This window comes from Rhizobium sp. CBN3, from assembly GCF_030518245.1.
Classification (GTDB): domain Bacteria; phylum Pseudomonadota; class Alphaproteobacteria; order Rhizobiales; family Rhizobiaceae; genus Rhizobium; species Rhizobium aethiopicum_A.
In genome coordinates, this window is the sequence record NZ_JAULSE010000026.1 from 41724 (window position 1) to 63392 (window position 21669).

24 protein-coding genes and 5 pseudogenes are annotated in these 21669 nt (G+C 58.5%); 16 read left to right on the forward strand and 13 right to left on the reverse strand.

Annotated features, from left to right (window positions below):
* The first annotated feature begins 197 nt into the window (after positions 1-197).
* Together QWJ46_RS26780 and QWJ46_RS26785 are read left to right on the forward strand one after the other, a co-directional pair.
* Complete coding sequence (locus QWJ46_RS26780; RefSeq protein ID WP_004674360.1) at positions 198-428, forward strand: hypothetical protein; 231 nt, start codon at positions 198-200, stop codon at positions 426-428.
* 219 nt (positions 429-647) lie between these two features.
* Positions 648-785, forward strand: a complete 138-nt coding sequence (locus QWJ46_RS26785) for a hypothetical protein (RefSeq protein WP_257784652.1) — start codon at positions 648-650, stop codon at positions 783-785.
* Between the two features lie 220 nt (positions 786-1005).
* On the opposite strand, the gene QWJ46_RS26790 is transcribed toward QWJ46_RS26785, so the two are convergent.
* A complete protein-coding gene (locus QWJ46_RS26790; protein ID WP_004674362.1) occupies positions 1006-2058 on the reverse strand; it encodes a type III polyketide synthase in 1053 nt (350 codons plus the stop codon).
* 270 nt (positions 2059-2328) lie between these two features.
* On the opposite strand from QWJ46_RS26790, the gene QWJ46_RS26795 reads away from it, so the two are divergent.
* The 4 genes from QWJ46_RS26795 (at position 2329) to QWJ46_RS26810 (ending at position 3792) form a co-directional block, all read left to right on the forward strand.
* Positions 2329-2538: a CBS domain-containing protein gene (locus QWJ46_RS26795; protein ID WP_008534154.1), complete on the forward strand. Its 210-nt coding sequence runs from the start codon at positions 2329-2331 to the stop codon at positions 2536-2538.
* A 154-nt stretch (positions 2539-2692) separates the two neighbouring features.
* The gene (locus QWJ46_RS26800) at positions 2693-2950 is read left to right on the forward strand and encodes a BON domain-containing protein (RefSeq protein WP_004674366.1); all 258 of its coding nucleotides are present in this window, start codon (positions 2693-2695) and stop codon (positions 2948-2950) included.
* A 269-nt stretch (positions 2951-3219) separates the two neighbouring features.
* Entirely contained in the window at positions 3220-3453 is a 234-nt protein-coding gene (locus QWJ46_RS26805; protein WP_004674368.1) for a hypothetical protein, read from the forward strand.
* Positions 3454-3462: 9 nt separating this feature from the next.
* The gene (locus QWJ46_RS26810) at positions 3463-3792 is read left to right on the forward strand and encodes a hypothetical protein (protein WP_009992643.1); all 330 of its coding nucleotides are present in this window, start codon (positions 3463-3465) and stop codon (positions 3790-3792) included.
* Here QWJ46_RS26810 and QWJ46_RS26815 read toward each other — a convergent pair.
* The 5 genes and pseudogenes from QWJ46_RS26815 to QWJ46_RS26835 form a co-directional block, all read right to left on the reverse strand.
* A complete protein-coding gene (locus QWJ46_RS26815; protein ID WP_004674370.1) occupies positions 3762-4127 on the reverse strand; it encodes an aldehyde dehydrogenase large subunit in 366 nt (121 codons plus the stop codon). The two genes, QWJ46_RS26810 and QWJ46_RS26815, sit on opposite strands and share 31 nt — an antisense overlap.
* A complete protein-coding gene (locus QWJ46_RS26820; RefSeq protein WP_004674371.1) occupies positions 4124-4885 on the reverse strand; it encodes an N-acyl homoserine lactonase family protein in 762 nt (253 codons plus the stop codon). Before QWJ46_RS26820 ends, QWJ46_RS26815 begins: the two co-directional genes overlap by 4 nt.
* Positions 4882-5166 carry a (2Fe-2S)-binding protein gene (locus tag QWJ46_RS31300; RefSeq protein ID WP_004674373.1) on the reverse strand — a complete coding sequence of 95 codons (285 nt, stop codon included), beginning with the start codon at positions 5164-5166 and terminating at the stop codon, positions 4882-4884. The genes QWJ46_RS26820 and QWJ46_RS31300 overlap by 4 nt, the downstream gene beginning before the upstream one ends.
* Before the next feature lie 186 nt (positions 5167-5352).
* Positions 5353-6000 (reverse strand): xanthine dehydrogenase family protein subunit M, encoded by a 648-nt coding sequence (locus tag QWJ46_RS26830; protein ID WP_004674374.1) that lies wholly within the window; start codon positions 5998-6000, stop codon positions 5353-5355.
* Positions 6001-6278: 278 nt separating this feature from the next.
* Positions 6279-6386, reverse strand: a pseudogene (locus QWJ46_RS26835) (transposase domain-containing protein); the annotation flags it as partial.
* 183 nt (positions 6387-6569) lie between these two features.
* Between QWJ46_RS26835 and QWJ46_RS26840 the strand changes: the two are divergent.
* From QWJ46_RS26840 to QWJ46_RS26855, 4 genes and pseudogenes are all read left to right on the forward strand, one after another.
* Entirely contained in the window at positions 6570-7037 is a 468-nt protein-coding gene (locus QWJ46_RS26840) for an avidin/streptavidin family protein (protein WP_004674376.1), read from the forward strand.
* 224 nt (positions 7038-7261) lie between these two features.
* Positions 7262-7489, forward strand: a pseudogene (tnpB, locus tag QWJ46_RS26845) (IS66 family insertion sequence element accessory protein TnpB); the annotation flags it as partial.
* A 326-nt stretch (positions 7490-7815) separates the two neighbouring features.
* Positions 7816-8103: a hypothetical protein gene (locus QWJ46_RS26850; RefSeq protein ID WP_010031604.1), complete on the forward strand. Its 288-nt coding sequence runs from the start codon at positions 7816-7818 to the stop codon at positions 8101-8103.
* Positions 8104-8150: 47 nt separating this feature from the next.
* A pseudogene (locus tag QWJ46_RS26855) lies at positions 8151-8818 on the forward strand (IS66 family transposase zinc-finger binding domain-containing protein); the annotation flags it as partial.
* 77 nt (positions 8819-8895) lie between these two features.
* On the opposite strand, the gene QWJ46_RS26860 reads toward QWJ46_RS26855, so the two are convergent.
* The 5 genes from QWJ46_RS26860 to QWJ46_RS26880 form a co-directional block, all read right to left on the reverse strand.
* On the reverse strand, positions 8896-9288 hold the full coding sequence (locus QWJ46_RS26860; RefSeq protein ID WP_004674379.1) for a hypothetical protein: 393 nt from the start codon (positions 9286-9288) through the stop codon (positions 8896-8898).
* A 26-nt stretch (positions 9289-9314) separates the two neighbouring features.
* Positions 9315-11264: a multicopper oxidase family protein gene (locus QWJ46_RS26865; RefSeq protein ID WP_018446454.1), complete on the reverse strand. Its 1950-nt coding sequence runs from the start codon at positions 11262-11264 to the stop codon at positions 9315-9317.
* A 480-nt stretch (positions 11265-11744) separates the two neighbouring features.
* On the reverse strand, positions 11745-11867 hold the full coding sequence (locus tag QWJ46_RS26870; protein WP_009982859.1) for a hypothetical protein: 123 nt from the start codon (positions 11865-11867) through the stop codon (positions 11745-11747).
* A 22-nt stretch (positions 11868-11889) separates the two neighbouring features.
* Positions 11890-12591, reverse strand: coding sequence for a RibD family protein (locus tag QWJ46_RS26875; protein ID WP_004674381.1), 702 nt, complete (start codon positions 12589-12591; stop codon positions 11890-11892).
* 31 nt (positions 12592-12622) lie between these two features.
* Positions 12623-13474 (reverse strand): SDR family oxidoreductase, encoded by an 852-nt coding sequence (locus QWJ46_RS26880; RefSeq protein WP_004674382.1) that lies wholly within the window; start codon positions 13472-13474, stop codon positions 12623-12625.
* A gap of 467 nt (positions 13475-13941) precedes the next feature.
* Here QWJ46_RS26880 and QWJ46_RS26885 point away from each other — a divergent pair, with 467 nt between their 5' ends.
* From QWJ46_RS26885 to QWJ46_RS26905, 5 genes and pseudogenes are all read left to right on the forward strand, one after another.
* Positions 13942-14724, forward strand: coding sequence for an SDR family oxidoreductase (locus QWJ46_RS26885; protein ID WP_004674384.1), 783 nt, complete (start codon positions 13942-13944; stop codon positions 14722-14724).
* An 11-nt stretch (positions 14725-14735) separates the two neighbouring features.
* Positions 14736-15683 carry an SDR family oxidoreductase gene (locus tag QWJ46_RS26890; protein WP_004674385.1) on the forward strand — a complete coding sequence of 316 codons (948 nt, stop codon included), beginning with the start codon at positions 14736-14738 and terminating at the stop codon, positions 15681-15683.
* A gap of 131 nt (positions 15684-15814) precedes the next feature.
* Positions 15815-16003: pseudogene (locus QWJ46_RS26895) on the forward strand (LysR family transcriptional regulator); the annotation flags it as partial.
* A 12-nt stretch (positions 16004-16015) separates the two neighbouring features.
* The gene (locus tag QWJ46_RS26900) at positions 16016-16720 is read left to right on the forward strand and encodes a LysR substrate-binding domain-containing protein (RefSeq protein ID WP_244414416.1); all 705 of its coding nucleotides are present in this window, start codon (positions 16016-16018) and stop codon (positions 16718-16720) included.
* A gap of 286 nt (positions 16721-17006) precedes the next feature.
* Positions 17007-17873 carry an ISAs1 family transposase gene (locus QWJ46_RS26905; RefSeq protein WP_237353332.1) on the forward strand — a complete coding sequence of 289 codons (867 nt, stop codon included), beginning with the start codon at positions 17007-17009 and terminating at the stop codon, positions 17871-17873.
* 409 nt (positions 17874-18282) lie between these two features.
* On the opposite strand, the pseudogene QWJ46_RS26910 reads toward QWJ46_RS26905, so the two are convergent.
* A pseudogene (locus QWJ46_RS26910) lies at positions 18283-18463 on the reverse strand (hypothetical protein); the annotation flags it as partial.
* 468 nt (positions 18464-18931) lie between these two features.
* Here QWJ46_RS26910 and QWJ46_RS26915 point away from each other — a divergent pair.
* Positions 18932-21376, forward strand: coding sequence for a glycoside hydrolase family 3 protein (locus QWJ46_RS26915; protein WP_004674391.1), 2445 nt, complete (start codon positions 18932-18934; stop codon positions 21374-21376).
* Positions 21377-21388: 12 nt separating this feature from the next.
* On the opposite strand, the gene QWJ46_RS26920 is transcribed toward QWJ46_RS26915, so the two are convergent.
* The coding region (locus QWJ46_RS26920) for a hypothetical protein (protein WP_207900914.1) at positions 21389-21669 on the reverse strand (281 nt) is incomplete at its 5' end.

Consider the following 21669-nt stretch of genomic DNA (forward strand, 5'->3'; position numbering starts at 1 on the left):
GCCGGGGCGGATCGCCGGGTACATCAGGACATAGTCGGAGTCGATCTTGCAACAGAGCCCTTGCAGGCGGGCACCTCAAAGCAGACAGGAGCTGCGATGGAGGACAAGGCTTCGCAGGTTCTATCGAGCACGAAATACAGCACTGCTACCAAGCAGTTGGCAGGATCCGTGCTCTCACAATCCAACAAAAAGCGCTGATGAACGAACAAGAACTTTCGAACCAGTTTCTGTTGTTTTTCCCGGGCTTCTCGTCAACCAGTCTTATTCCGTTTCCTGCCACCTTAACTCATCATCTTCCGGAAAAGCGGCAGTTGGTTGCGAACATCCAGTGCCTCGGTCGGTGGACTCCGCTGAAGCGCCTATTTGAAGTCACTCTGCCCCACGCTTCAATGCAGCTAGGAATGGGAAGCGATGAGCAAAGTGCGTAGGAGATCAAAGTTTCCCACTCCTTGTGGCCTGCCGAGGTCGGCGATCGATGACAGGCGTAATCGAGAGACACTGGCCCCGAGACATCAATGCCGCTTGGGGGAGACGTATCTGACAACGTTGGTTGTAAATCCGCTTTTGTTTGCCGATGCACATTCAGTGCCATGGCTGGATCGCATGGTTCAGATACACGCAGATAGACATCGCGACCGATCGCGCGCGTGCCCGGCCTCGCCGAAAAGGTGCCAGATGTGACGGCAGCCTTGCATGCAAAGCTCGACGAGCACCGGGCGTTCGTACGGGAGCGTGGAGAAGACTTGCCGGAAATCCAGAATTGGCGCTGGGCACGCTCCTCCTAGTGCGACAGAGGACCGGATTGGGTAGCGACTACCACCAGCCATACTGCCGCAGCTACGCCGGCACGCAGGAGAAAGGATTCGAGTGCGAGGTGGCAACCTCGCCTTCGACTTGGGGTGTCCCACGGCAATCGCAGCCTTTGCAGCGTCAGCTATCTGTTTCGAGTCCTGTTCGTTCTGCAAACGATGCGATCTTAATACGTCCTGGAGAATGATCGCCGGGTCATGCTGCAGCCGTCAACGAGAGGCAGCTAAGGGTGAAGCCCGGTCCCATCGCCGTCAGGACAGTTCTCCTGGGTAGTCCTTGCGCAAGAAGCTTCTCGAGTACGAACAGCGCGGTTGGCGAGGACATGTTCCCATAGTCCGAGAGAACCTCACGTTCCTGGTCGAGGGTTCCCTGGCTTAGTTTAAGCGCCGATTCCAAGGCGGTGATAACCTTTGATCCACCGGGGTGGCACGCAAACCGGTCAACGTCGGCAGGAGCAAGATCTGATCGGGCGAGTATGGACGTTACGCCCTTCAGCACATGAGTTTCGGCGAACGGTGGTATCGCACGATCGAAGATCACGCCCAGACCCTCCGGATCGACGCTCCATCCCATGATGTCTAGCGTGTCGGGCCACGTATGCTGGCCTGCAAGTTCGACCTCGGCCAGACCGGTCTCACTAGCACGCACCACGCAGGCGGCGGCCCCGTCGCCGAAGAGGGCGGTCGCCACGATGTTCGCCTTCGTAAGCTTGTCCATGCGAAATGCCAACGTGCAGGTCTCGACGGCGACCACCAGCACGACTGAGCCTGGCCGGGATGCCGCCAGCCGTGACCCGATTGAAAGCCCAGAGACTCCGCCGGCACAGCCGAGGCCAAACACGGGAACCCGTTCGACATCGTCCCGGAAGCCCAGTTCTCGGCTTACCCTCGCTTCCAGACTAGGTGTCGCAATACCAGTCGAGGAGACGGTTACGATCGTGTCGACATCGCCTGCTGCAATGCCCGCCGACACGAGAGCTTTGCTGGCGGCGGCGACGAACATTGCACCCGCGCCCTCGATATGAGCGAGGTTTCGTTCGGGCCATCCCGACGTCTCGAGATACCACTCGATCGGCCGGACGGCATAGCGGCGCCGAATTCCCGAGGTTTCGAACACCCTTGCCAGCTTTTCGAAATCGTCAAATCGCGATGAGAACGCGGTGTGCGAGGCTCGCGCCGCGTCACGCTGGTCGATGACATGTGGCGGAACGGCGGTGCCGACGGATACCAGCTTGACGGGTTGCTGCATAAGACTCCTTGCGACGGCGCGGGAAGAATTTGGTACGCCGCGCGAGGACGAGACCGAACCGTAACGCCTCGATCCTCAATAAGTTGCAATGCGGGCGAGCCTGACGCCGCACTTCGTCGGAAGGCTTCAGAGACGACGACGCGTGAAGAATGCCTCCCGCGGCTTCGTGTCTGCCTTGATCCACGTCAATGCGCTCAACAAGTTGGCTCCGTAATTGTCCGATCGAAAAGGAGACAGCGCGATGCTTGCTAGAGACATCATGACGACCCCGTGACGACGCTCGACGAGGGACACAACGTCAGGGAAGCCGTCGAGATCGTCAACGCCAGCAAGATCGGCGCGGTGCCCGTCATCGATGGCGAAGGGCGGCTCACCGGCATCGTCACCGGGGAGACCTGCTGCGCCGGGTGGCGTCATCCTGGGCGAGACGGGCGGTACCGCATACGCGCGACCGCGAAGATGCACTGGCGGACTATGTGAAGGCCCGAAGCTGGCGCGTCAAGGACGTGATGTCGACGCCCGTCGTCAGCGCCGCCCCGAGCGCAACCGCGAGCCAGCTCGCAGAACTCCTGCAGGCCCACGACATCAAACACCGAACGGCAGACTCGCCGGCATAATCAGCCGTCACGACTTGATGCGAGCGCTTCTCGATGTTCGACGGCAGTGTACTGCTTCCGGCGACGAGGCCCTAGGGACGGCCGTTCGTGGCCGCCTGGAAACCGAGTTCGAAATAAGGTTCCCCATCGTCAATGCGACCGTCTCCAACGGGGCAGTCACCCTGAGGGGAGAGGTCGAGACGGAGCTGGAATGCTCGGCGGCCAGGGTGGCGGCGGAAAGCATCCGCGGCGTCGGCGGCGTGGTAAACAACATCACCCTGGCTACCGCATGGTGAGCTCTCTCAAACTATGAAATCGTCCCTGGAGTTTCCGTCATGTTTGTCAGGGTCATCGCAGACGCCGTCGTGTCGAGGCTTCTCCTCATCATCCTGATCCTCATGGTGGGGACGGTCGTGAGCGTCCTACTGGTGAGGCCATCCCACGACTCCCGAACCGGGCGCGTCGAGCGCTCTCTCTGACCCGTGAGTGCGCGATGAACATCTGGCCCTCCAGGATTTAATTGTCCGGCCGCGTCCCGCAAAAGACCGGAGGCGCGACGGATTCGATGCTCTCCGAACTATTCGGCTTCATCTGGCTGATGGGAAGGCGTCATCAGGCGTTGGTCGCAGGGCTGTCCCTGGCTCTTTTCGTTATCGGCGCGGCGCCTCTCGAACTCCAGCGCCGGATCGTCAATGAGGCGACCGAGCAAGCGTCATACCGGTCTCTTCTCTTTCTCGTATCCCTCTATCTCGCGGTCGCAGTGTTGAAGGGCGCGATAAAATTCACCTCCAACCTCTAAAGAAGCTGGGTGGGCGAAAAAAGCACGCTTTGGCTCGGGGCGCGCGTTCTGCATCGGGCCGAGACGCCGCCATCGGAATCCACGCTCGAGGGGGTTGAGCTGTCGATCATCTTTGCGGAAGCGGAACCGGTGGGCAGTTTCGTTGGGACCAGCATCTCCGAGCCGCTACTCCAGATCGGCATCCTTGTCACCGTGGGCGGTTATCTGATCTATCTCCAGCCGCTGATGAGGATGGCCGCCCGCAAAGCCGATCACCCGCTACAGCGCAATGAAACGCGCGGGCGCTCGGCTTTACTCCCTACCGTCACCTACGCCACGTACTGGGACACGATCCAGTAGAACGGCCACCTTTTCCCGCGTGCAAGTGGCCATATGGGGGTGGCGTAATAACCAGGCATACGCGAGGTCGGTATGGCAGGTTTGATCTCTCCTTCCAGGTCGCTCGCGTCATAGATCGCGACGACGCCGGGCACCGAGAACGCATCGCCGACATCGATGTTCAGGATTCGGGCATGTGGCTGGTCGGAGCGTCGCAATGCGATATGCAACATACCGCGGCGCCATGTATCGACATACTGACCAACACCCGTCAGCAGACGTGGATCTTCGGTGCGCTTGTCCCGCTTGCCGACAAGTTTGGGCCGCAGCTCGACGGAATGGTCCTGCTGGCTCATTCGTAGAACTCCACACCCTTTCGCAACTCTTGCCATTGCGCGTCGTCGTGGCCGAAAATGATAGAAGCTCCCCGCTCCCGAAGAGCTTTCAGGCGAGCGAGTGCCTCTGCGGCGAGTTCGATGTTCCAAGTATTTCTCGGAGCGATACCGGTGTCGACGCTCGCCTGGAGCGGGGCAGCATCTGAAGCGAGTATAAATGAACCATCTTTTTCCAGCTCGACACGGGCGACGGTCATTCCGGGGGTATGACCCGGCATGGGCAGCAAGACGATGCGCCCGTCGCCAAAGACGTCATGCTCGGCATTGAAGGTCTGGAAACCCTGGGGCTGGTCCCATTCTCCTCGAAGATAGCCTTGATTTTCTGCACCGCTTGCCGTGGCGGCCTGCGCCTCCGCTTCGTGGCAGAGGATCGTTGCGCGCCGAAAGTACGCGTTGCAGCCGCAATGATCGGGATGCAGATGTGAACAGATCACAACATCTATGTCCTCGGGATCGAGAGCAAGAGTCTTCAACTGATGAACGACCGTCCGCTCTGGCGAAAAGATCGGGGTCATAACCTTGCTTAACCCACCCCATCGCGCGCCTGGATCGATGGCGGCCTCTGGATTGCATCCGCTATCGAACAGCGCGTTGCCTTGGGGATGGCGCATCAGGGTGGCGTGAACCGGCAATTCAATCGCTTCTTCCTTCAGCGCCCCAGGGACGTAAATGGACCGGCGCATACGAAGCCGGCCGGCCTCGAGAAAATGCATCTTCATCTTAAAGGTCCTCTCTTGCTAGCCAGTTCGCGGACGGCGTTGACGATGTTTTCATAGCCCGTACAACGACAGATGTTTCCTGAGAGCGCTTCCCTGATCTTATCATCGGTTTCCAGCGGATGGTGGCGAAGAAGGTCGATGATCGCCAACGATGAAACTGGGCCTACAAATTCGCATTGCAGGCCATGATGCTGGCGGAACGCTTCTTGGATTCGTCCGAGTATCGACGCTTCCCTGGCCATGGTTTCGATTTCGCTCCCGTCTGCCTGCACTGCAAGCATCAGACAGGAGCGTGCGCTCCTTCCATCGAGAATGACGGTGCAGGCACCGCAAACGCCATGTTCGCACCCGACATGGGTTCCGGTCAGGCAAAGGATCCTGGCGCAGGAAGTGGCTCAGCAGCGTTCGTGCTTCGATCGTGCGCGTCATATACGCTTCGTTGACGCTGACGGTGATCGTCTTCTCACTCATCTTGCTTGAAGCCTTTCGTGGTTCGCGCGGCTCCAGGCGGCGCGAAGGGCCCGTTTGGCAAGGACGCCTGAGAGATGCCTGCGGTAATCTGCAGAGGCATGGATATCCGTGTTGGGCGTGAGGATTCCAGCCAGGCGATCCGCCACCGTATCGAGAACCGGCTCGGAAACATCCGTCCCCTCGATGATGCCCTCGATCTCTTCAAGCCGCAGCGGGGTTTCACCAACGCCCATCATGCCAACGCGAACGTCAGACGCCCTGCCATCTACACAATGCAGCGTCGTCGCAAAGCAAGCGAGTGCGAAGTCCCCGTGGCGTTTTGCAAACTCCTCAAATCCCCATCCGGCATCCGGTCTCATCGCGTCGAGCTCGACGCGAATTACAAACTCGTCCGGTTCCAACGAGTTGACCAGCGATCCGACAAAAAAATCGGCTGCAGGTATTTCGCGTCTGCCGCGCTGAGAGGAGGCGATGACCGTCCCACCGAGGAACCGTGTCATCATCGGCATCTCGGTCGCTGGATCCGCATGCGCGACGCTGCCGCCGAAGGTGCCGCGGTTGCGCACGGTCATATGGGTGACGTGATGCATCGCCTCATGCACGATCGGCAAGTGTTGGCGGATGATCGGGTCTGTCGCGGTCATGTGATGGCGTACCGTCGGCGCCGATTCTCACCCGATCTCCGTGCAGTTCGATCCGATCTCCATGAACCGAAGTTACTACGCGCGGCGCCCAAAATCCCGCGGCCCTGCTCGGATGGATACGATCTCTCTGAGCAGTTCGAGGTTCTCGCCGGTCATGGTGGCCACGTCTTCGATCGTGCAGATATGCATCGAACGAGCCATCAGGCGGCCTTTTGCGCAGTGGAGACCGTCGGAAGCATATTCCACGGCAACAGGTCTTCAAGCCTATCTACCGGTTAATCTTTGATCTGGGTTAGGACGTCCGTGAGGTAGCTCTCGGGGTTGCGGCCATGCAGTTTGTCCGTTCCAATGATGGTCAAGATATTAGCGTTGCGCTATCCCGTTCGTAATTTGCATCGTGTAAGTCTTCACTCCTGATGCTCGTTCTCGGGCCGCGCCACGCAACGCGCGGCCCGTCTTTCGGTTTTCTCAACCCGGGAAATTGCTACTCGGATTGATTGATTATTACGAGTTTATATGCAACCTTCGGTACGATCGCCGACGGTCGGCGCACATCAGGAGGAAAAACCATGATCCGTACTAATGCAGTTGCAGCACTTGTGTTTGCTGTAGCAACCTCAGCTCTTGCTTTCGATGCAAGCAACTTCAAGGATTTTTCAAGCATCGCATCGGCTTCCAGCAGTTGGCAGAACCAGTCCGGCTCGACGATGATCATTCAAGTCGACTCGTTCGGAAACGTCTCCGGCCAATATGTAAACAGAGCCCAGGGCACCGGATGCCAGAACTCGCCCTATCCGCTAACAGGAAGGGTAAACGGGACGTTCATCGCATTTTCGGTCGGCTGGAACAATTCGACGGAGAACTGCAATTCCGCAACCGGATGGACCGGCTACGCACAGGTCAACGGCAACAACACTGAGATAGTCACGAGCTGGAACCTCGCTTACGAAGGCGGCTCCGGTCCGGCCATTGAGCAAGGACAAGACACTTTCCAGTACGTGCCGACGACTGAGAACAAAAGCCTCTTGAAGGATTAATCTCCTCTGCCCTGCCGGCGCTGGCCCGTCAGAGATTGTGGAGCAAGAATTCATCGAATATGGCCAAAGGCTTAGACGAAGCTGCTTTCCCTGCCGAATAAAAGCGCCGCGTGCTCGTCCGCGCGGCGCAAATCCTTATTTGATGAGTTCAATGCGGCCAAAACGGCAAGCTTTCCGGACAAAAGTAAGCATCCGAGGATGCGCCGCCTTGGGGCAAACGCGGCGATCTGATCAAGGTCGTTTGGCACGATGGCCAGGGGGCCTGCCTGTTCACGAAAAAATTGGAGCGAGGAAGGTTTATCTAGCGTGACGGCCAGGGCGCTTGTCTGTTCACGAAGAAGCTGGAGCGCGGCCGCTTCATCTGGCCGTCAGCCGCTGACGGCACGGTGGTGATCACACCGGCGCAGCTCGGTTATCTGCTCGAAGGTCTACAGAAATATCCCTGCTTGTGAGTCTGACGAATCATCACCGGACAAGATCGAGGTGCTGGATCCGAGCCATCCGTTATTTGGACGCTCCTTTAATGTGATCCGTGAGGTGGGACGTAGAGGCGGCAACTTCGCGCCGTCGTATGAGGTTGAACATCGTGGTGGATCGACCTTGCTGATACCCGTGTCTGCGACACAGGGATATGTCGAAGCCTGAAATACTGACGCGCAAAGGACACCATTCGCCCAATTGTGAGGAGAAGGTTTTGCCAATCACTGTGCAACGCCTCCGCCTTGCAGCGGGCATCTAGGTAAAGGCACAGCGCAACAGATGGACACACGAACCTAGTTTGCTCAGCGCCGTACAACTTGCCGCCAGGCTCGATATTCCCGTCAATTGGATTTACGTTCAAATCAGGCGGAAGCGCCTGCTCATCGACCAGCAATCAACCGGAGCATATTTGTTCCAAAATTCCCCGGCGGTCGTCAACGCGGTTCGCGACCTTCGCAACCGTACCATTCATCAACTCGATCTGAGAATCATTCAGCCTCACCAGGAGGGGCATCAACATCCGTTGTCGCTGGAGGGAATTGACTGGCGCGCACGGCAGGAAACCTGGCGCCCCAGCCGGGTTTGACTGAATTTTTACATTGAGATTGTTGAGAAATCTGATTCAATGTCGTTATGACATTGCCGCCGCTTACCCTGCCATCGGACCTTGCCAGCGCTCATCCGGCGCTGCTGGCCGAACCTGCTGCGCGGCTGCAAGCTGAGGCGGAAGCGGCCAACGCGAAGGCGCGGCTGTCGAACATTGAGGCGCTCAACGTGCATTTGCAGTTGCTGATCGGCAAGCTGGAGCGCGAGAAGCACGGGCCGCGCCGCGAGCGCACGCAGCGGCTGATCGATCAGTTGGAATTTGCAGCTCGAAGAGCTCGTGGCGTAGGCCGCCGAGGACGAACTGAGCGTCCAAGAGGCCGCGGCCAGAACGCAGTCCGTGCGCGCCTTCGCCCGCAAGCGTCCAGTGCGCAAGGCGTGGCCCAAAGACGTCGAGCGCGCACGCATCGTCATCGAAGCGCCGACGGCATGTGCCTGCTGTGGCGGCTCGCGGCTGTCGAAGCTGGGCGAGGACGTGACGGAAACGCTGGAGGATATCCCGCGCCGATTCAAGGTGATCGAGACGGTGCGCGAGAAATTTACCTGCCGCGATTGCGAGGCGATCAGTCAGGCTCCCGCACCGTTCCATGCGACGCCCGCGCGGCTTCATCGGCCCTCAGTTGCTGGCGACGATCGTGTTCGACAAGTTCGGGCAGCACATCCCGCTGAACCGCCAGAGCACGCGGTTCAAATGTGAGGCATCGGTCCGTCGACCCAGACCCTGGCCGGTGAATGTTGATCCGAATGTCTTCGAGCTGCGGCAAATGCTGGAGCATCACTGTCGCACGGCATACCAGGAGGCAACGTAGCCGGCTGCGGCGACCCCATGCGAATGCGGGACGTCGCGGACGATGCTACCGACAATGGCGTCCCTTTGATCGACGCCATTCGGCCAGTTCGGCACGATGTAGCCGCGATAGCTGTAGATCCAGGTCTCGCCGGCCACATCGCCCTTTCCAGTGAATTGCAGCTCGACAGGGTCTCCCGGACGCACCGTACCGGTCAATTCCAGCGACCACCCGGGCCCACCAATGGTTCCGCCGACCTTGCGCCGAGCCAACTCGGTCAGCACCAGCGTTCCCTGGCCAAATTCCAGTGCATTGAAATCAACCGATAAATCGGGATTGTTGATCAGGCTGCGATAACTCCAAGTGCCAGTGAAGCTCATAGTTCCTCCCAATGGCGATCGACGCCCTAATGATGGCCGGAAACGGTGCCACCCTGGCCGTCCGGCAGGGTGATCCTGATGTTCTGCATCATGCCCTGGTCCTCATGATCGAGGATGTGGCAATGCAGAACGAACTCGCCGATATAGCGCTGGTAGTGCGTCCGCACGGTGATCGTGTAGCGCGCCGACGGATCGGTGCCGGGATTCTTGATCCACAGCGTGTCCTTCCAGACATTTTTCAAGCCTGGATATTGCGGATCGCCGTCGTCATCGGCGCCAAGCGCGCTGACATCGTTGCCGGCCGCATCGACAATTTTGATGATCTGAAACGGATTGACATGGATATGGAATGGGTGGCTGACGAAATCCGAGCGGAGCGTCCATTCGTCGACTCCGCTCAGCGGCAACGTCCGGTCGATGCGGTTGGGATCATAAGGTTTGCCGTCAACCTCGAAGAAGGTGGCACCCGGCTGTTTCACATCGATGTTAAACACCAGTTGCTGCTCGCCGGTGACCTCGCCCGCGTCGATGTCCGGATGGGGAATAAAGCTTGAGAGCGACATCTCGTTCTTGAGGTCATCGATAACCTTGCCGGCGACATTCTGTGACATCGTGCGCTCAGCCGCCGAAATCAGCCAATCCTGCAGATAGGTGCCGATCTCGCCATTGACGGCATGGCCGCCTACTGCAGTGACTATGCCGAGAAGCCGTCGGCTTGGAGCCTCCTGGTTGACGCTGGCCGCTGCCGGTGCGGCGCCATCGATGATGCAGTAGTCACCCGCTCCTGGCAACACCACCAGCGCGTCAACGCGGTAGCCCGGTTGCAGGATCGCTTGCTGCCGCATCTGCACCTGCGCCATTGTCAGCCCGTCCTGGGCCACCACCCCATACGGAATAGTATCCTTGCCGCAATTCTGATCGATCCATCTGTCGGTGTCCGCTGCCGCAAGCGTGCGGAACGCGGTCGTCCCGGTCTTGCGCCGGATTTCGAAATTGATGGTGTCGCGAACCCCGGCGTGTATCATCCGCCACCGCTCGACCGAGCCAGCCTCCGCTAATGCCAACTGACCAAGCACCTGGCCGTTGACGCTGGTGAAGCGGCCCGAAGCCGGCCAACTGCCAGGTCCGAACTGATCGTAGCTTTCGATGCCGCCCACCTGTCCTGGCTGGCAATCATAAGTGATGTCGCCATTGTTATCGGTGCAAGCATATTGAATCTGCTGTAGCACCAAAACCCGTTCGGCGATATCGGAGCCGCCCGGCTGCTTCAATAGGCGGTCGATATCGCCAGTCTCGGTCGGTGTCGGCATGCGATCGCCACGGATGATCAACGCCCCGGACATGCCACTCGACACCTGCAATGCGGTTGATCCGTGTAGGTGTGGGTGATACCAGAAGGTGCCGGCGGGATGCTCAACGGCGATGTTGTATTCATATTGGAACGAAACGCCGGGACGGATTGAGATCAGCACATTATCGCCATTGCCAGACGGATTTACCCAGAGACCGTGCGAATGCAGGTTGGTACCGTTGAAGCAATGGGGGGTATTGGCACTGCCACCGCCGATGCCGCAGGTGGAATCCTGAGGGAACAGGTTGTGAAGCGTTACCCGCACCGTCTGACCGGGCCGTAGATCGATGGTCGGTCCAACCAATGGCGTGTCGGCACCGGATAAGCCGGTCTGGCGGGCGTCTTGATAGCCGCGCAGTTTAACGTGGTCGTAGCGCGCCGTGGCCGGATTGTAGATCTGTCGGTCGAGATAGGTAGCGTTCATATCGAGCAGAACCTCGCCCGGAAATGTCTCCCGGCTTTGTTCGAAGGTTTTCAGCATCCCCTGGGATTTTGTGATAGGTTGCAGCATATAGGCCAGGGGGTTAGTCACGGCCCTGGCCTCTTGAGCGACTGCGAATAGCGCATGGGTGACCGAAAAAACGCTCGCCATACCGAAGATCGCAATTTTGTCAGACACAGACAAACAACCCTCCCAAACCTCTGCCCGGAGTTTTGTTCTCCCCGGGTCGAACCGCATCCACAAAGTTCTACTGCGTCACCATGCGTTCACCTGCAATTCGACTTTGACTCGCGCGCTTTCTCGGGAGAAGACAGCTGCCGCCGCGCGACGAGAAAGTTTCAAGACTCATGCCACTCTGGCCGGATCGAGCCTCAGAAGGAATCTTGTGCCTATGCTTCAAGGACTTCCACGAGAGCGCGGTAGGAAGTCGGGCGGAACAGCACCATGGCGCGCACCTGACAAACCTGACAGCAGGTGTAGTAGGCCCGACATTTTTGTGGGGAGCATCGTTACGTGCGGCAATACGCGTCTCACCTTGTTTGTTTGTCGAGCTGCACTCGAGCAACGCCTTGACGCTCATATCGCGGTCACCGCCGCGGGCATTAATGTCGGCGTCACATACCGTTCATCACACCGCCTAATCGGAGAGACACCACGGGCAGACTACGCCAGTTCTTCCGGCTCTCTGCGCTGCGCGATGATCTCGAAACAAGGTTGCTTGCTCAGGAGTATCGCGCCCTGCTCCTCGACGATCATTTCGACGACGGCAGGAGGGAGCCCTTCCACAATCTTCTCCTACGGACGTCTCTTATGGACGTCCAACGCGATATCTCAGATGCACGGAGCCGAGGCCAGCGGCTTCGGCGCTGATAAACGTGAGCCTCGCCCTGCCGGCAAGCCCATCCTCGCCGCCCTCGAATATGGCCGGTGTATTCGACTTGCCTCCGATCGCAGGGAAGATGACCAGGCTGACCTCGTCAACAAGACCCGCCTTCAAGAAATGGCCATTGGTTTGCGCCCCGCCTTCCAGCATCAAGCGCTTCACACCGAACTCGGTTCCAAGAAGGTCAAGCGCGTTTTTCAGATCGACGCCATCTTTCTCCGAGACGATATAGGAAACGCCAGCCTGGGTGAGGCCCGCCAGGTAAGCATCATCCACGTCAGATCCTGTCAGGACCACAAGGTGAGCTCCCTCAATGTCGCTCTTGTCCCAGCGTAGCCGACCGTCCTTATCCACGATGACAGCGAACTCGCCGGCGTCCGGGTTGGCGATATGGATCGGTCGCGCGGCTGTGCCGGTTGCTTGATAGGGGCGGTCGACGGCGTCCGCGAACTCTTCTCCCGTCGCTCTTCCCGAAAGCCAGGCGTCGGCACCGATCTTCTCATGCAGGCCGTCATAGATCTTCACGAGCTCATCGACCGAATGGCCGGTTGCCTCGGCCCAATCATTGACGATCAATCGGCCATCCAGCGGCGACATCATGTGACAGATTACATAGGGTCTGGGCATTGGATTACTCTCCTCTACAAACATTCCACCGTCAGTGGCCTGCCTTCAACCAGGCTGCGAATTTATCCATCCAGTCGGGGTGCCAACGTGAAAGCGCGGGTCGGTTCAGAATCATGTCATCGGCCGCCCAGCGGATCCGTCTGGCATCTATCGCAGACGTAACCGCGTTATCCGGACAGATGATGTAAAAATTCTCGTCGAGCAGACGGACCAGGAAGTATTCCACCAGTTGCTCTGCGGTCCATGCCTCATCGGGTTTCGCAATGCCCTGCGGCTTGAGTGCGATGTTCATGGGTGTCCACGTGTAGCCAGGGACGAGGAGATGAGCCGAAACACGACCTCCCGTCTCCTTCAGAAGCTCGTGCGACAGCTGTTCGGTCAGGACTTTGACAGCTGCCTTTGCCACCGAATATGCGGCGTTACCTGGAGGAGTCGTAATACCTTCCTTGGAGCCGAGGTTGACAACGGCCGACTGGCGACCGGCTTCGATCATGTAGGGCACGAAGACGTGTTGCGCGGCCAGAACACCTCCGAAGTTTACATCGATCTGGCGTCGCCACTTTGCAGGATTGTCCCAAGGGCCGGCTCCTTGCGTTATGCCCGCGTTGTTTACTAGGACGGCCACGTCGCCAAACCGCGAAATCGTTTCGTCCCGCAACCTGGTCAGTGCCGACAAATCTGATACGTCGCCGCTCACGATCAGGATGTCCGTGTCGAGTGTCGAAGTAACATCCTCAAGTGCGTCGGCGTCGAGATCCAGCAGCGCGAGCTTCATGCCGCGGGCCGCGAGAGCCCTCGCGATTGCCAAGCCGATGCCCTTCGCAGCTCCCGTGATGACCGCAACGCGGCCAGGAGCAACGACGCTGTTCATTCTCTCGCTCATTTTTTGTCTTTCCCGTCATTGGACCGTCACCGCTGGAAGGTGTGCCGGACAAGCCGTCGCCGTGGAATTTTTCTCCGAGAAGCGTGCCGGCCGATGGCACCAGCGCAGAGAAGTCCATCAACGCTACTCGGGCGCTTGGGTCGTCGGATCATATCCGCGGGCTGCGAACGACCGTTCGATCGCACTATAAGAATAGGGTAGCGCGACGGCTACTTGAAGTGAGCGGGATCGCACGCACCGATGAGCCGTGTTCACTCAAGGGCCTTCGTGACGTAGGGAATGCCTGGCCAGTTCGACCGCGGACGGGACCAAAAAGGTAACGCACTCCTGGTCCCTGCCAGATCGGTGGATGATTTTCACTCGCCGCCCCGATCAATTTTGCTCATGTAACCAATCGGCTCCACGGGCATTTGGTCACCAGCGCCTCGAGACGATCGTGGTGCTGACCAAACCAAAGGAGTGAAATCATGACAGGGAATAAACCACTCGCAATGATCACGGGCGGCTCATCTGGAATAGGCTTCGAGCTTGCCAAACAATTCGCCAAGAATGGATTCGATGTCGCCATTTCAGGCTCAAGCGACAAGGTGAACGAGGCCGCCGATGCGCTACGAAGCCTTGATGCCGAAGCATATCCGTTCAAAGCGGATGCCTCGACGTACGATGGCGTCGAGAGGTTCTGGACCTTTACGCAGGGGCTGGGGCGCCCCTTGGAAGCCGCGGCTCTGAACGTCGGTATCGGTATTGGCGGCGCCTTTGTCGATAACGATCTCGAGGATGAGCTTCGCCTGCTTGCGATCAATGTAACCGGGACCGTCCATATGGCCAAACGCGTCGTCCAACATATGGTCAAGAACGGCCGCGGCAGGATTCTCATCACCTCCTCGGTTTCGGCGACCCTGCCCACGCCATACGAAACCGTTTACGGCCCGTCGAAGGCATTCGGTTACATGGTCGCGGAATCTCTGCGCGAGGAGTTGCGCTCGACCGGGGTCACGGTGACGGCACTCCTTCCGGGCGCCACCAACAGCGACTTCCACGCGAACGCTGGAATGGGCGGTACGAAGCTCGGTGGCCAACAAAAAAACGACAAGACGCTCGTCGCCAAGCAGGGCTTCGAGGCCCTCATGAACGGCATCGACCATATCGTCGGCGGAGATCAGAAAACCAAGCGGCAGGTGTTGGAAAACCGGACGACCCCCGAGCCCGTCAAAGCCGCGCGGCAAGCCGAATTGACCCAACCGCAGTGAAGGAGCACGTCATGTCACATCTGAAAAACAAGGTCGCCATCGTCACAGGGGCTTCCTCGGGCATTGGAGCGGCGACCGCCAGAGGATTGGCGGAAAAAGGTGCGCGCGTCGTCCTTGCCGGCCGCAATGAGGAACGCCTCAGTCAGATCGTCGAAGACATCACCGGTTCGGGAGGTATTGCCAGCTACAAGGTTGCTGATGCCACGGATTTTGAGAGTACCAAGGCCCTCGTCGCGTTCGCCACAACGACGTACGGCCCGGTCGATATATTGGTCAACAATGCCGGCCTCATGCTCTTTTCCTATTGGAAGGATGCCGCCGTCGGCGATTGGAACAAGATGATCGATACCAACCTGCGTGGCTATCTGCATGCGATCGCCGCGGTGCTGCCGTCGATGTTGGAGCGCCGGTCCGGCCGCATCCTGAATATGAGCTCTATCGCCGGCGTTCATGTCGGCGAGGCGGCAGGGGTTTACGGAGCCACGAAGTTCTTCATACGCGGTATTACCGAAAGCCTCAGGAAGGAGGTGGGCGTGGGTAGCGGGATCCAAGTGTCTATGATCAGCCCTGGCGTGATCGATACCGGCTGGGCCGACAAGGTTCATGACGAGACGGGCAGAAAGATCGCCGGAGAGCTCAACAAGCAGGGTATTCCGCCGTCGTCGGTGGCTGAAGCCGTGGTCTATGCACTAGACCAGCCCCCGGAGATCACGATCAACGACATTTCGTCCATCCAACCCGGCAGGACTGGTAGCCCGCGTTTTCGAGAGCTCAGAACTAGAACCTCCGGGACTGTTAGACCGCCTCGCGGAACCAACCGGTGCCGTCTCTCGTGGCTGTGGACACGAAGATCTTCATTGCATGACGATCTAATCCCGGACGTTTTCGTTTTTCAGCGACCGGGCCATCTCCGCCGTCCTTCGCAGGATCCAACATGGATCACTAGGTCAAATTTTTGACTGCTTCCTCGGCCATCACATACCAAATACAGGGCCAGTTAAATAAGGATTGAAGGTGCCGGCCGGCCTGAAGCAAGGTCGGCGCCGGCAAGGGCGATCTTTTTCAGTACAAGTGCGAGTATCCATAACTCATGGTATCAACGCGGGCCGATCTGGCCGACCTTGAAACTTTCGTCGCGATCGCGCGTGCGGGGGGGTTCCGAAAGGCCGCCGCGCTTCGCGGCGTTTCCGGGTCTGCCCTCAGCCACTCGATCAGGGGTTTGGAGGCCCGTCTGGGCGTCCGTCTGTTTCATCGGACAAGCAGGAGCATCAGTCTCACCGCCGCCGGCGAAGTGCTGCTTGCCGAACTGGAGCCCCGTTTCCTCGGCATTCAAGCTGCGATGGATCTCCTAGACAGTTTCAGGAGCGGGCCTACGGGCAGAGTGAGAGTGACCACCCTGCGTGACGCCGCCGAGCTGCTGATCGCTCCTCGACTGCACAGTTTTCGCAAGAGCTACCCAGATGTCGAGGTCGAAGTCAGCGTCGAGGATCGCTTCATCGATATGGTCGCCGAAGGTTTTGACGCGGGCATCCGTTATGGGGGAACGGTTCCCGAGGGGATGATCGCGTCGCGTCTGACATCCGAACTCGAATGGATCGTAGTCGGTTCTCCGGCCTATCTCAACGAACGAGGGCGGCCCGCGCGGCCGGAAGATCTCTTGACGCACGAGTGCATCCGGATCCGAACCGGTACGGATCACCTCTGCAAATGGGAACTTGGCGACGGCGATCGCATGGTTTCTCTCGACGTTCCGGGACTTCTCACGCTCGGAGATTCGGAACTATCTATCCGCATGGCGGAGGAGGGAGGCGGTCTCTTTTATTGCCTGCAGGCCCGGGTCGAGGACAAACTTGCGGCCGGTTCACTCGAAGTCGTGCTGCCGGACTGGACCTCTACCGGGCCGGGTTTTCATGCATACTACGTTTCGCATCGACAGGTGCCGTCCGCTCTCCGGACGTTTCTCGACTACCTTAAGGCGCCGGTTGCGGGCGATTGAAGTGACGGCCAGACGAGACAGCTTCACCAGGCAGGAGAATCGCATATGGATGGTAAGGAGTTGTTTTGCTGAGGCAAATCGACTCAAGAACTCTCCGATAATTTGGAGGTACGGATGAATCGATTTGCCACCTGTTTTAAAGATCTGCCCGACCCTCGGGGCGCAACACACGTCATCCGCTGATGTCGATCCTGTTCATTGCCATTGCCGCGATCGTTTGCGGCGCCGAAAGCTGCGCCGACATGGCCGATTCGGCGTTTCCAAAAAGAAGTGGCTCAAGACGATCGTGCCGCTGCCCTATGGCATCGCCGGCCATGGCACCTTCTCCACCGTTTTCCGCTGCCTCAATCAGGTTGCCTTCGAAGCCGCTTTACCGAAGCCTTTGCAAAGGGCATGGAAGGCGTGGTGGCGGTCGACGGCAAGGCGGTACGAGGCGACGCCGCTGCCCCTCGTCAAGGTCTGGGCTGCCGGTTGCGGCCTGGTCATCGGCCAACAGACCGCGCCGGGCCGCAACGAGGTCCAAGGGGCGCTCGATGCGCTTGCGCTTTTGTCGCTGGAAGGTGCCATCGTCACCGCCGATGCCCTGCATTGCCGCGCCGATACCGCTCATGCCATCCTTTCCGCCGGCGGCGACTATGCCCTGGCGTTGAAGGCCAATCAGCCCGGCCTCCTGGCACAGACGATTGCTCGTCTGGACGACGTCGAGCCACTCGGCGTCCAGACCGCCGCCGAGAATGACCATGACCGCTGCGAAAGACGCCGTGCCTGCATCGTCGCCGTCAATGACATCGACTTCCCCGGCCTGCAGGCCATCGGCTCCGTCGAGGCCACAAGCCGTCATGCCGATGGCCGTCTGACCAGCCATGTCCGCTACTTCCTGCTCTCCACCGTCATGTCGGCTGCCGCCCTGATCGAGGTAACCAGAACTCATTGGCAGATCGAAAACAAACTGCACTGGGTGCTCGACGTCCAGTTCCGCGAGGATGCCGCCAGAAACCGTAAGGATCACGGACCGGCAAACATTGCTCTGTTACGAAAGATTGCCCTCAACCTCATCCGGGCCCATCCAGATAAGGCCTCCATTCGTCGAAAGATCAAGAAGGCAGGGTGGGACGATCAGTTCCTCATCTCTATCATCGCTCATATGCGATAGCCCTGCTTCACCAGGGGAATTTGAGTGCCGGCAGAAAGCGGTCGCTCGCAGCCAGAAAAATAATTGGCAGCAAGATCGCCTGGCATCCTTTAACATGCCGAAAGCGGAAAAAAATACGTGACAGCCTCCGATCCCTCTCTGAGCCGAGGCCATCCATGATGGTAGAGAATCCGCAAGTCTTCGGCTGTCTGACACGACCAGCCGGTACGAATGCGGTACTGCCACGGCTCTCCTCCAGGCGCCCGTTTTTGATCTCTCGATATCTAAATTTGTGCAGACGAGCAGGCAAAGCTATAACGGCAGGATCAACGAATACTGGTAGCTCTCAGACAATCTGGATCGATATCAACCGGGAATGCCTGCATATGTAGGGAGGATTCAAGCACGGCGTGAGGGCGATGCAGACGGACGAGGCGGAGACGTCACGGAAACCCGAGAGCACCTGCATCACCTCGCTCGAGGTTTCCAGGCGGCCTTGTAGGAGACCCGCGGCGTAGTGCCCCGAAAACCCCACCGCGCAAATGCTGATTATGAAAGACAGTACGAAAATGATTACTCTGTAGCCGGAAACGGGACAACAGCCTGTCCATTGTGGTCGATCCTTGTCCATAGGCGGTGAAGAAACTTCATCAATCGGGATCCGCCTCCGAGGGAAGCATCGAATCATCAATGACGACACGAAAGCTGCGCGACCGAGGTTGTCTGTCAACAGATTGTCTGATAAAGCTTGCTAATGTTCGAACTGTCTCACAAACTTGCGGAGGAATAACTCCGTAACAGAACCGGCGCTGCCGCAGCCGGCACAACTTTCACTGCTGAAATCGATTGCCGCGATGTTCCTTGTTTTCAATGGAAAGCGGTGACCGCATCTCGGCTATGTGAAGGCTTCGAACATGTCGTCGTCCTCGCGACGGCGGGACGCGACGCCTTGATGAACAAACGGGCGTCCTTTTTATGGATGGACGGCTCCATGGCGCCGAGATCACCAGCTTCCCCGATATGCATCTTGAGATGTTGATCTGGGACAGGTAAGTATTGAGATTCAAGAAGCAGAGAAGATGATTGATAAGAAAGCATTGCTCGATAATATGACCTTGGCGGAGCAGGTCTCGCTACTTTCCGGCGATACGTTCTGGTCTTTACCGCCCATCGACCGCCTAGGGATAGGGAGATTGCGCTTGACCGACGGCCCCAACGGCGCCCGCGGGGCGGGGTCTTTTGTCGGAGGTGTGACTGCAGCGGCTTTCCCGGTGGGCATCGCCATCGGAGCGAGTTGGAACCCGGATCTAGCCAAGGAAATCGGCAGTGCCCTAGGTGACGAGGTTCTTTCAAAAGGTGCCCACGTCTCGTTAGCCCCCACCGTTAACATCCAGCGTAGCGTCACAAACGGCCGCAACTTTGAGTGCTTCTCTGAGGATCCGATCCTGACGGCGGAACTTGCAGTCGGCTATATCGAAGGTCTGCAGTCCACGAAAGTCGGTGCCACGATAAAACATTTCGTCGGCAACGAGTCCGAGATTGAACGTACAACCATCTCTTCAGATATCGATGAACGCACGCTGCGCGAAGTCTACCTGATACCCTTTGAGACGGCGGTGAAGCGGGCAAAGGTCTGGGCCGTGATGTCTTCGTATAACAAGCTAAACGGTACTTACACGGCGGAAAGCCATTGGCTGTTGAACGAGGTTCTGCGCGGTGACTGGGGTTTTAACGGCGTGGTGATGTCGGACTGGTTCGGCTCGCGTTCGACCGCACCCACCGTGAATGCCGGGCTGGATCTGGAGATGCCGGGCCCGACTCGCGATCGCGGCTCCAAGCTACTGGCTGCGGTCGAAGGCGGCGAGGTTAGTGTCGAGACGATCCGCGCCTGTGTGCGCAATATCCTGACTTTGATGGAACGCACCGGCGCTATCAACGATCATCGCGAGTTTAAGGAGTACGCCATTGATCAACCGAAACATAGGGCATTGATCAGGCGCGCGGGAGCGGAAAGCGCAGTTCTGCTACAGAATGACGGGATCCTGCCATTGGCTCAGCAAGGTATGGTCGCCATCATTGGACCCAATGCCAAGGTCGCGCAGGTGATGGGAGGCGGCTCGGCGCAGTTGAACCCTCACTATGTCATCAGTCCGTGGCAGGGGCTGGTGGACGCGCTGGGTGAGGAGAATCTGTGCTACGCTCAGGGCTGCAACAATTATCGGTTTCAGCCGCTAATCGAAAACCCCACAACCTTCGAGTTTTTCCAAGGAAGGGAGCTAGCTGGCGAACCGGTGAAGGTCGTCGAGGAACCGTCGAGCCTTGGTGTATGGTTGCCCCCCGTGGCCGAGGGCTTTGTCGATCCCCTTCGCTTTTCGGCTAGAATGCGCACCATCTTCACAGCCTCGGAAGCCGGCGTCTATCGCGTCGGACTAACCTCGGCCGGGCTTGGCCGGGTCTATGTGGACGGCAGACTTGTGGTGGACGCTTGGGCTTCCTGGATACGTGGTACCACATTCTTTGAAGAAGGCTGCGAAGAGGTCGTGGGTGAAATCACGCTCGAAGCCGGCCGTACATACGAGGTCGTCGCCGAGTACGCCCGGCACGACCACGTCAACCTCTATATCGCCGCAATTCGGGTAGGAATAGGCAGATTTTCGGCCGAAGCGGAGATTGCCGAGGCAGCAGCCGTCGCGGCAAAGGCTGATCATGCGGTAGTCTTCGTGGGCAGAACGGGCGACTGGGATACCGAGGGCTCCGATCTTCGCGGTATTGCACTTCCCGGTCTGCAGAACCAGCTTGTTGAGGCGGTAATTGCGGCCAATCCGAACACGATCGTCGTACTACAAACCGGTGGACCGGTGGAAATGCCCTGGCTTTCCGGTGCTCGTGCAGTACTGCAATGCTGGTATCCCGGACAGGAGGCTGGCAACGCGATCGCCGATGTGCTCCTCGGCAAGGCCGAGCCCTCGGGCCGACTGGCACAGACCTTCCCCGTGCGCTGGGCTGACAACCCCACACATACTGAGGATGACGCGGTCTATCCAGGTAAGGACGGCCATGTGCGATATGACGAAGGTGTGTTCGTCGGTTATCGGCACTACGACCGCCACGGCATTAAGCCGCTGTTCCCGTTCGGTCATGGTCTCGGTTATTCAAGCTTTGCGATGTCGGACCTGACGGTAGGGCTACCAGACGCTGCCGGCGCGGTGACAGTGACACTGGAATTGACCAACATCAGCGAGCGGCCAGGTTCGGCAGTGGTGCAAATCTATGTCGGCGATGTTGAAGCATCTATACCCAGACCGGTTAAAGAGCTGAAAGCCTTCTCGAAAATTGCCCTGGAACCCGGTGAGAAACGAAGGTTGCGTTTCATACTTGACGCCCGAACATTTGCCTTCTTCGACACGACCGAGCGGCGTTGGCGGATAGAGGCGGGGGAATTTGCAGTGATGGCTGGGTTCTCGGCCACCGACATCCGTTTGAGTTTAACTGTCACGCAAAAGGGCGCTGTCTTGGCGCTCTGAATGGGCCGCAAATCAATGACCACATTGGGCAGTGGTCGAGTTCCAACGTATGCAGTTTTGGCGGTGAAGCTGGGTGAGTTGAGTGAGAGAATGCCTCAAAACCGGTACTTGGTTAATGGCATGGCGAAACACCGCCTGCGCCTCCAAAAACAGGCAATGTTTTCTGAACGATCGTAAGCGCGATTTTCCCCGCACCTTCTGCAATTGAGTGAGCTTTGGCATGAGGTGTCCACCAAAATAGGTGGACACCAAGGGATGGAAGAAGTGACCTGCCACTGAATTTTCATCCGGCG

Excerpts from the sequence above, each read along its gene's own strand:
- QWJ46_RS26885 (WP_004674384.1), top strand. The coding sequence starts at position 13,942 with ATGACAGGGAATAAACCACTCGCAATGATCACGGGCGGCTCATCTGGA.
- QWJ46_RS26880 (WP_004674382.1), bottom strand. The coding sequence starts at position 13,474 with ATGAGCGAGAGAATGAACAGCGTCGTTGCTCCTGGCCGCGTTGCGGTC.
- QWJ46_RS26875 (WP_004674381.1), bottom strand. The coding sequence starts at position 12,591 with ATGCCCAGACCCTATGTAATCTGTCACATGATGTCGCCGCTGGATGGC.
- QWJ46_RS26890 (WP_004674385.1), top strand. The coding sequence starts at position 14,736 with ATGTCACATCTGAAAAACAAGGTCGCCATCGTCACAGGGGCTTCCTCG.
- QWJ46_RS26820 (WP_004674371.1), bottom strand. The coding sequence starts at position 4,885 with ATGAAGATGCATTTTCTCGAGGCCGGCCGGCTTCGTATGCGCCGGTCC.
- QWJ46_RS31300 (WP_004674373.1), bottom strand. The coding sequence starts at position 5,166 with ATGCTTGCAGTGCAGGCAGACGGGAGCGAAATCGAAACCATGGCCAGG.
- QWJ46_RS26790 (WP_004674362.1), bottom strand. The coding sequence starts at position 2,058 with ATGCAGCAACCCGTCAAGCTGGTATCCGTCGGCACCGCCGTTCCGCCA.
- QWJ46_RS26830 (WP_004674374.1), bottom strand. The coding sequence starts at position 6,000 with ATGACCGCGACAGACCCGATCATCCGCCAACACTTGCCGATCGTGCAT.
- QWJ46_RS26860 (WP_004674379.1), bottom strand. The coding sequence starts at position 9,288 with ATGAGCTTCACTGGCACTTGGAGTTATCGCAGCCTGATCAACAATCCC.
- QWJ46_RS26805 (WP_004674368.1), top strand. The coding sequence starts at position 3,220 with ATGCTCTCCGAACTATTCGGCTTCATCTGGCTGATGGGAAGGCGTCAT.
- QWJ46_RS26815 (WP_004674370.1), bottom strand. The coding sequence starts at position 4,127 with ATGAGCCAGCAGGACCATTCCGTCGAGCTGCGGCCCAAACTTGTCGGC.
- QWJ46_RS26800 (WP_004674366.1), top strand. The coding sequence starts at position 2,693 with ATGCGAGCGCTTCTCGATGTTCGACGGCAGTGTACTGCTTCCGGCGAC.
- QWJ46_RS26915 (WP_004674391.1), top strand. The coding sequence starts at position 18,932 with ATGATTGATAAGAAAGCATTGCTCGATAATATGACCTTGGCGGAGCAG.
- QWJ46_RS26780 (WP_004674360.1), top strand. The coding sequence starts at position 198 with ATGAACGAACAAGAACTTTCGAACCAGTTTCTGTTGTTTTTCCCGGGC.
- QWJ46_RS26840 (WP_004674376.1), top strand. The coding sequence starts at position 6,570 with ATGATCCGTACTAATGCAGTTGCAGCACTTGTGTTTGCTGTAGCAACC.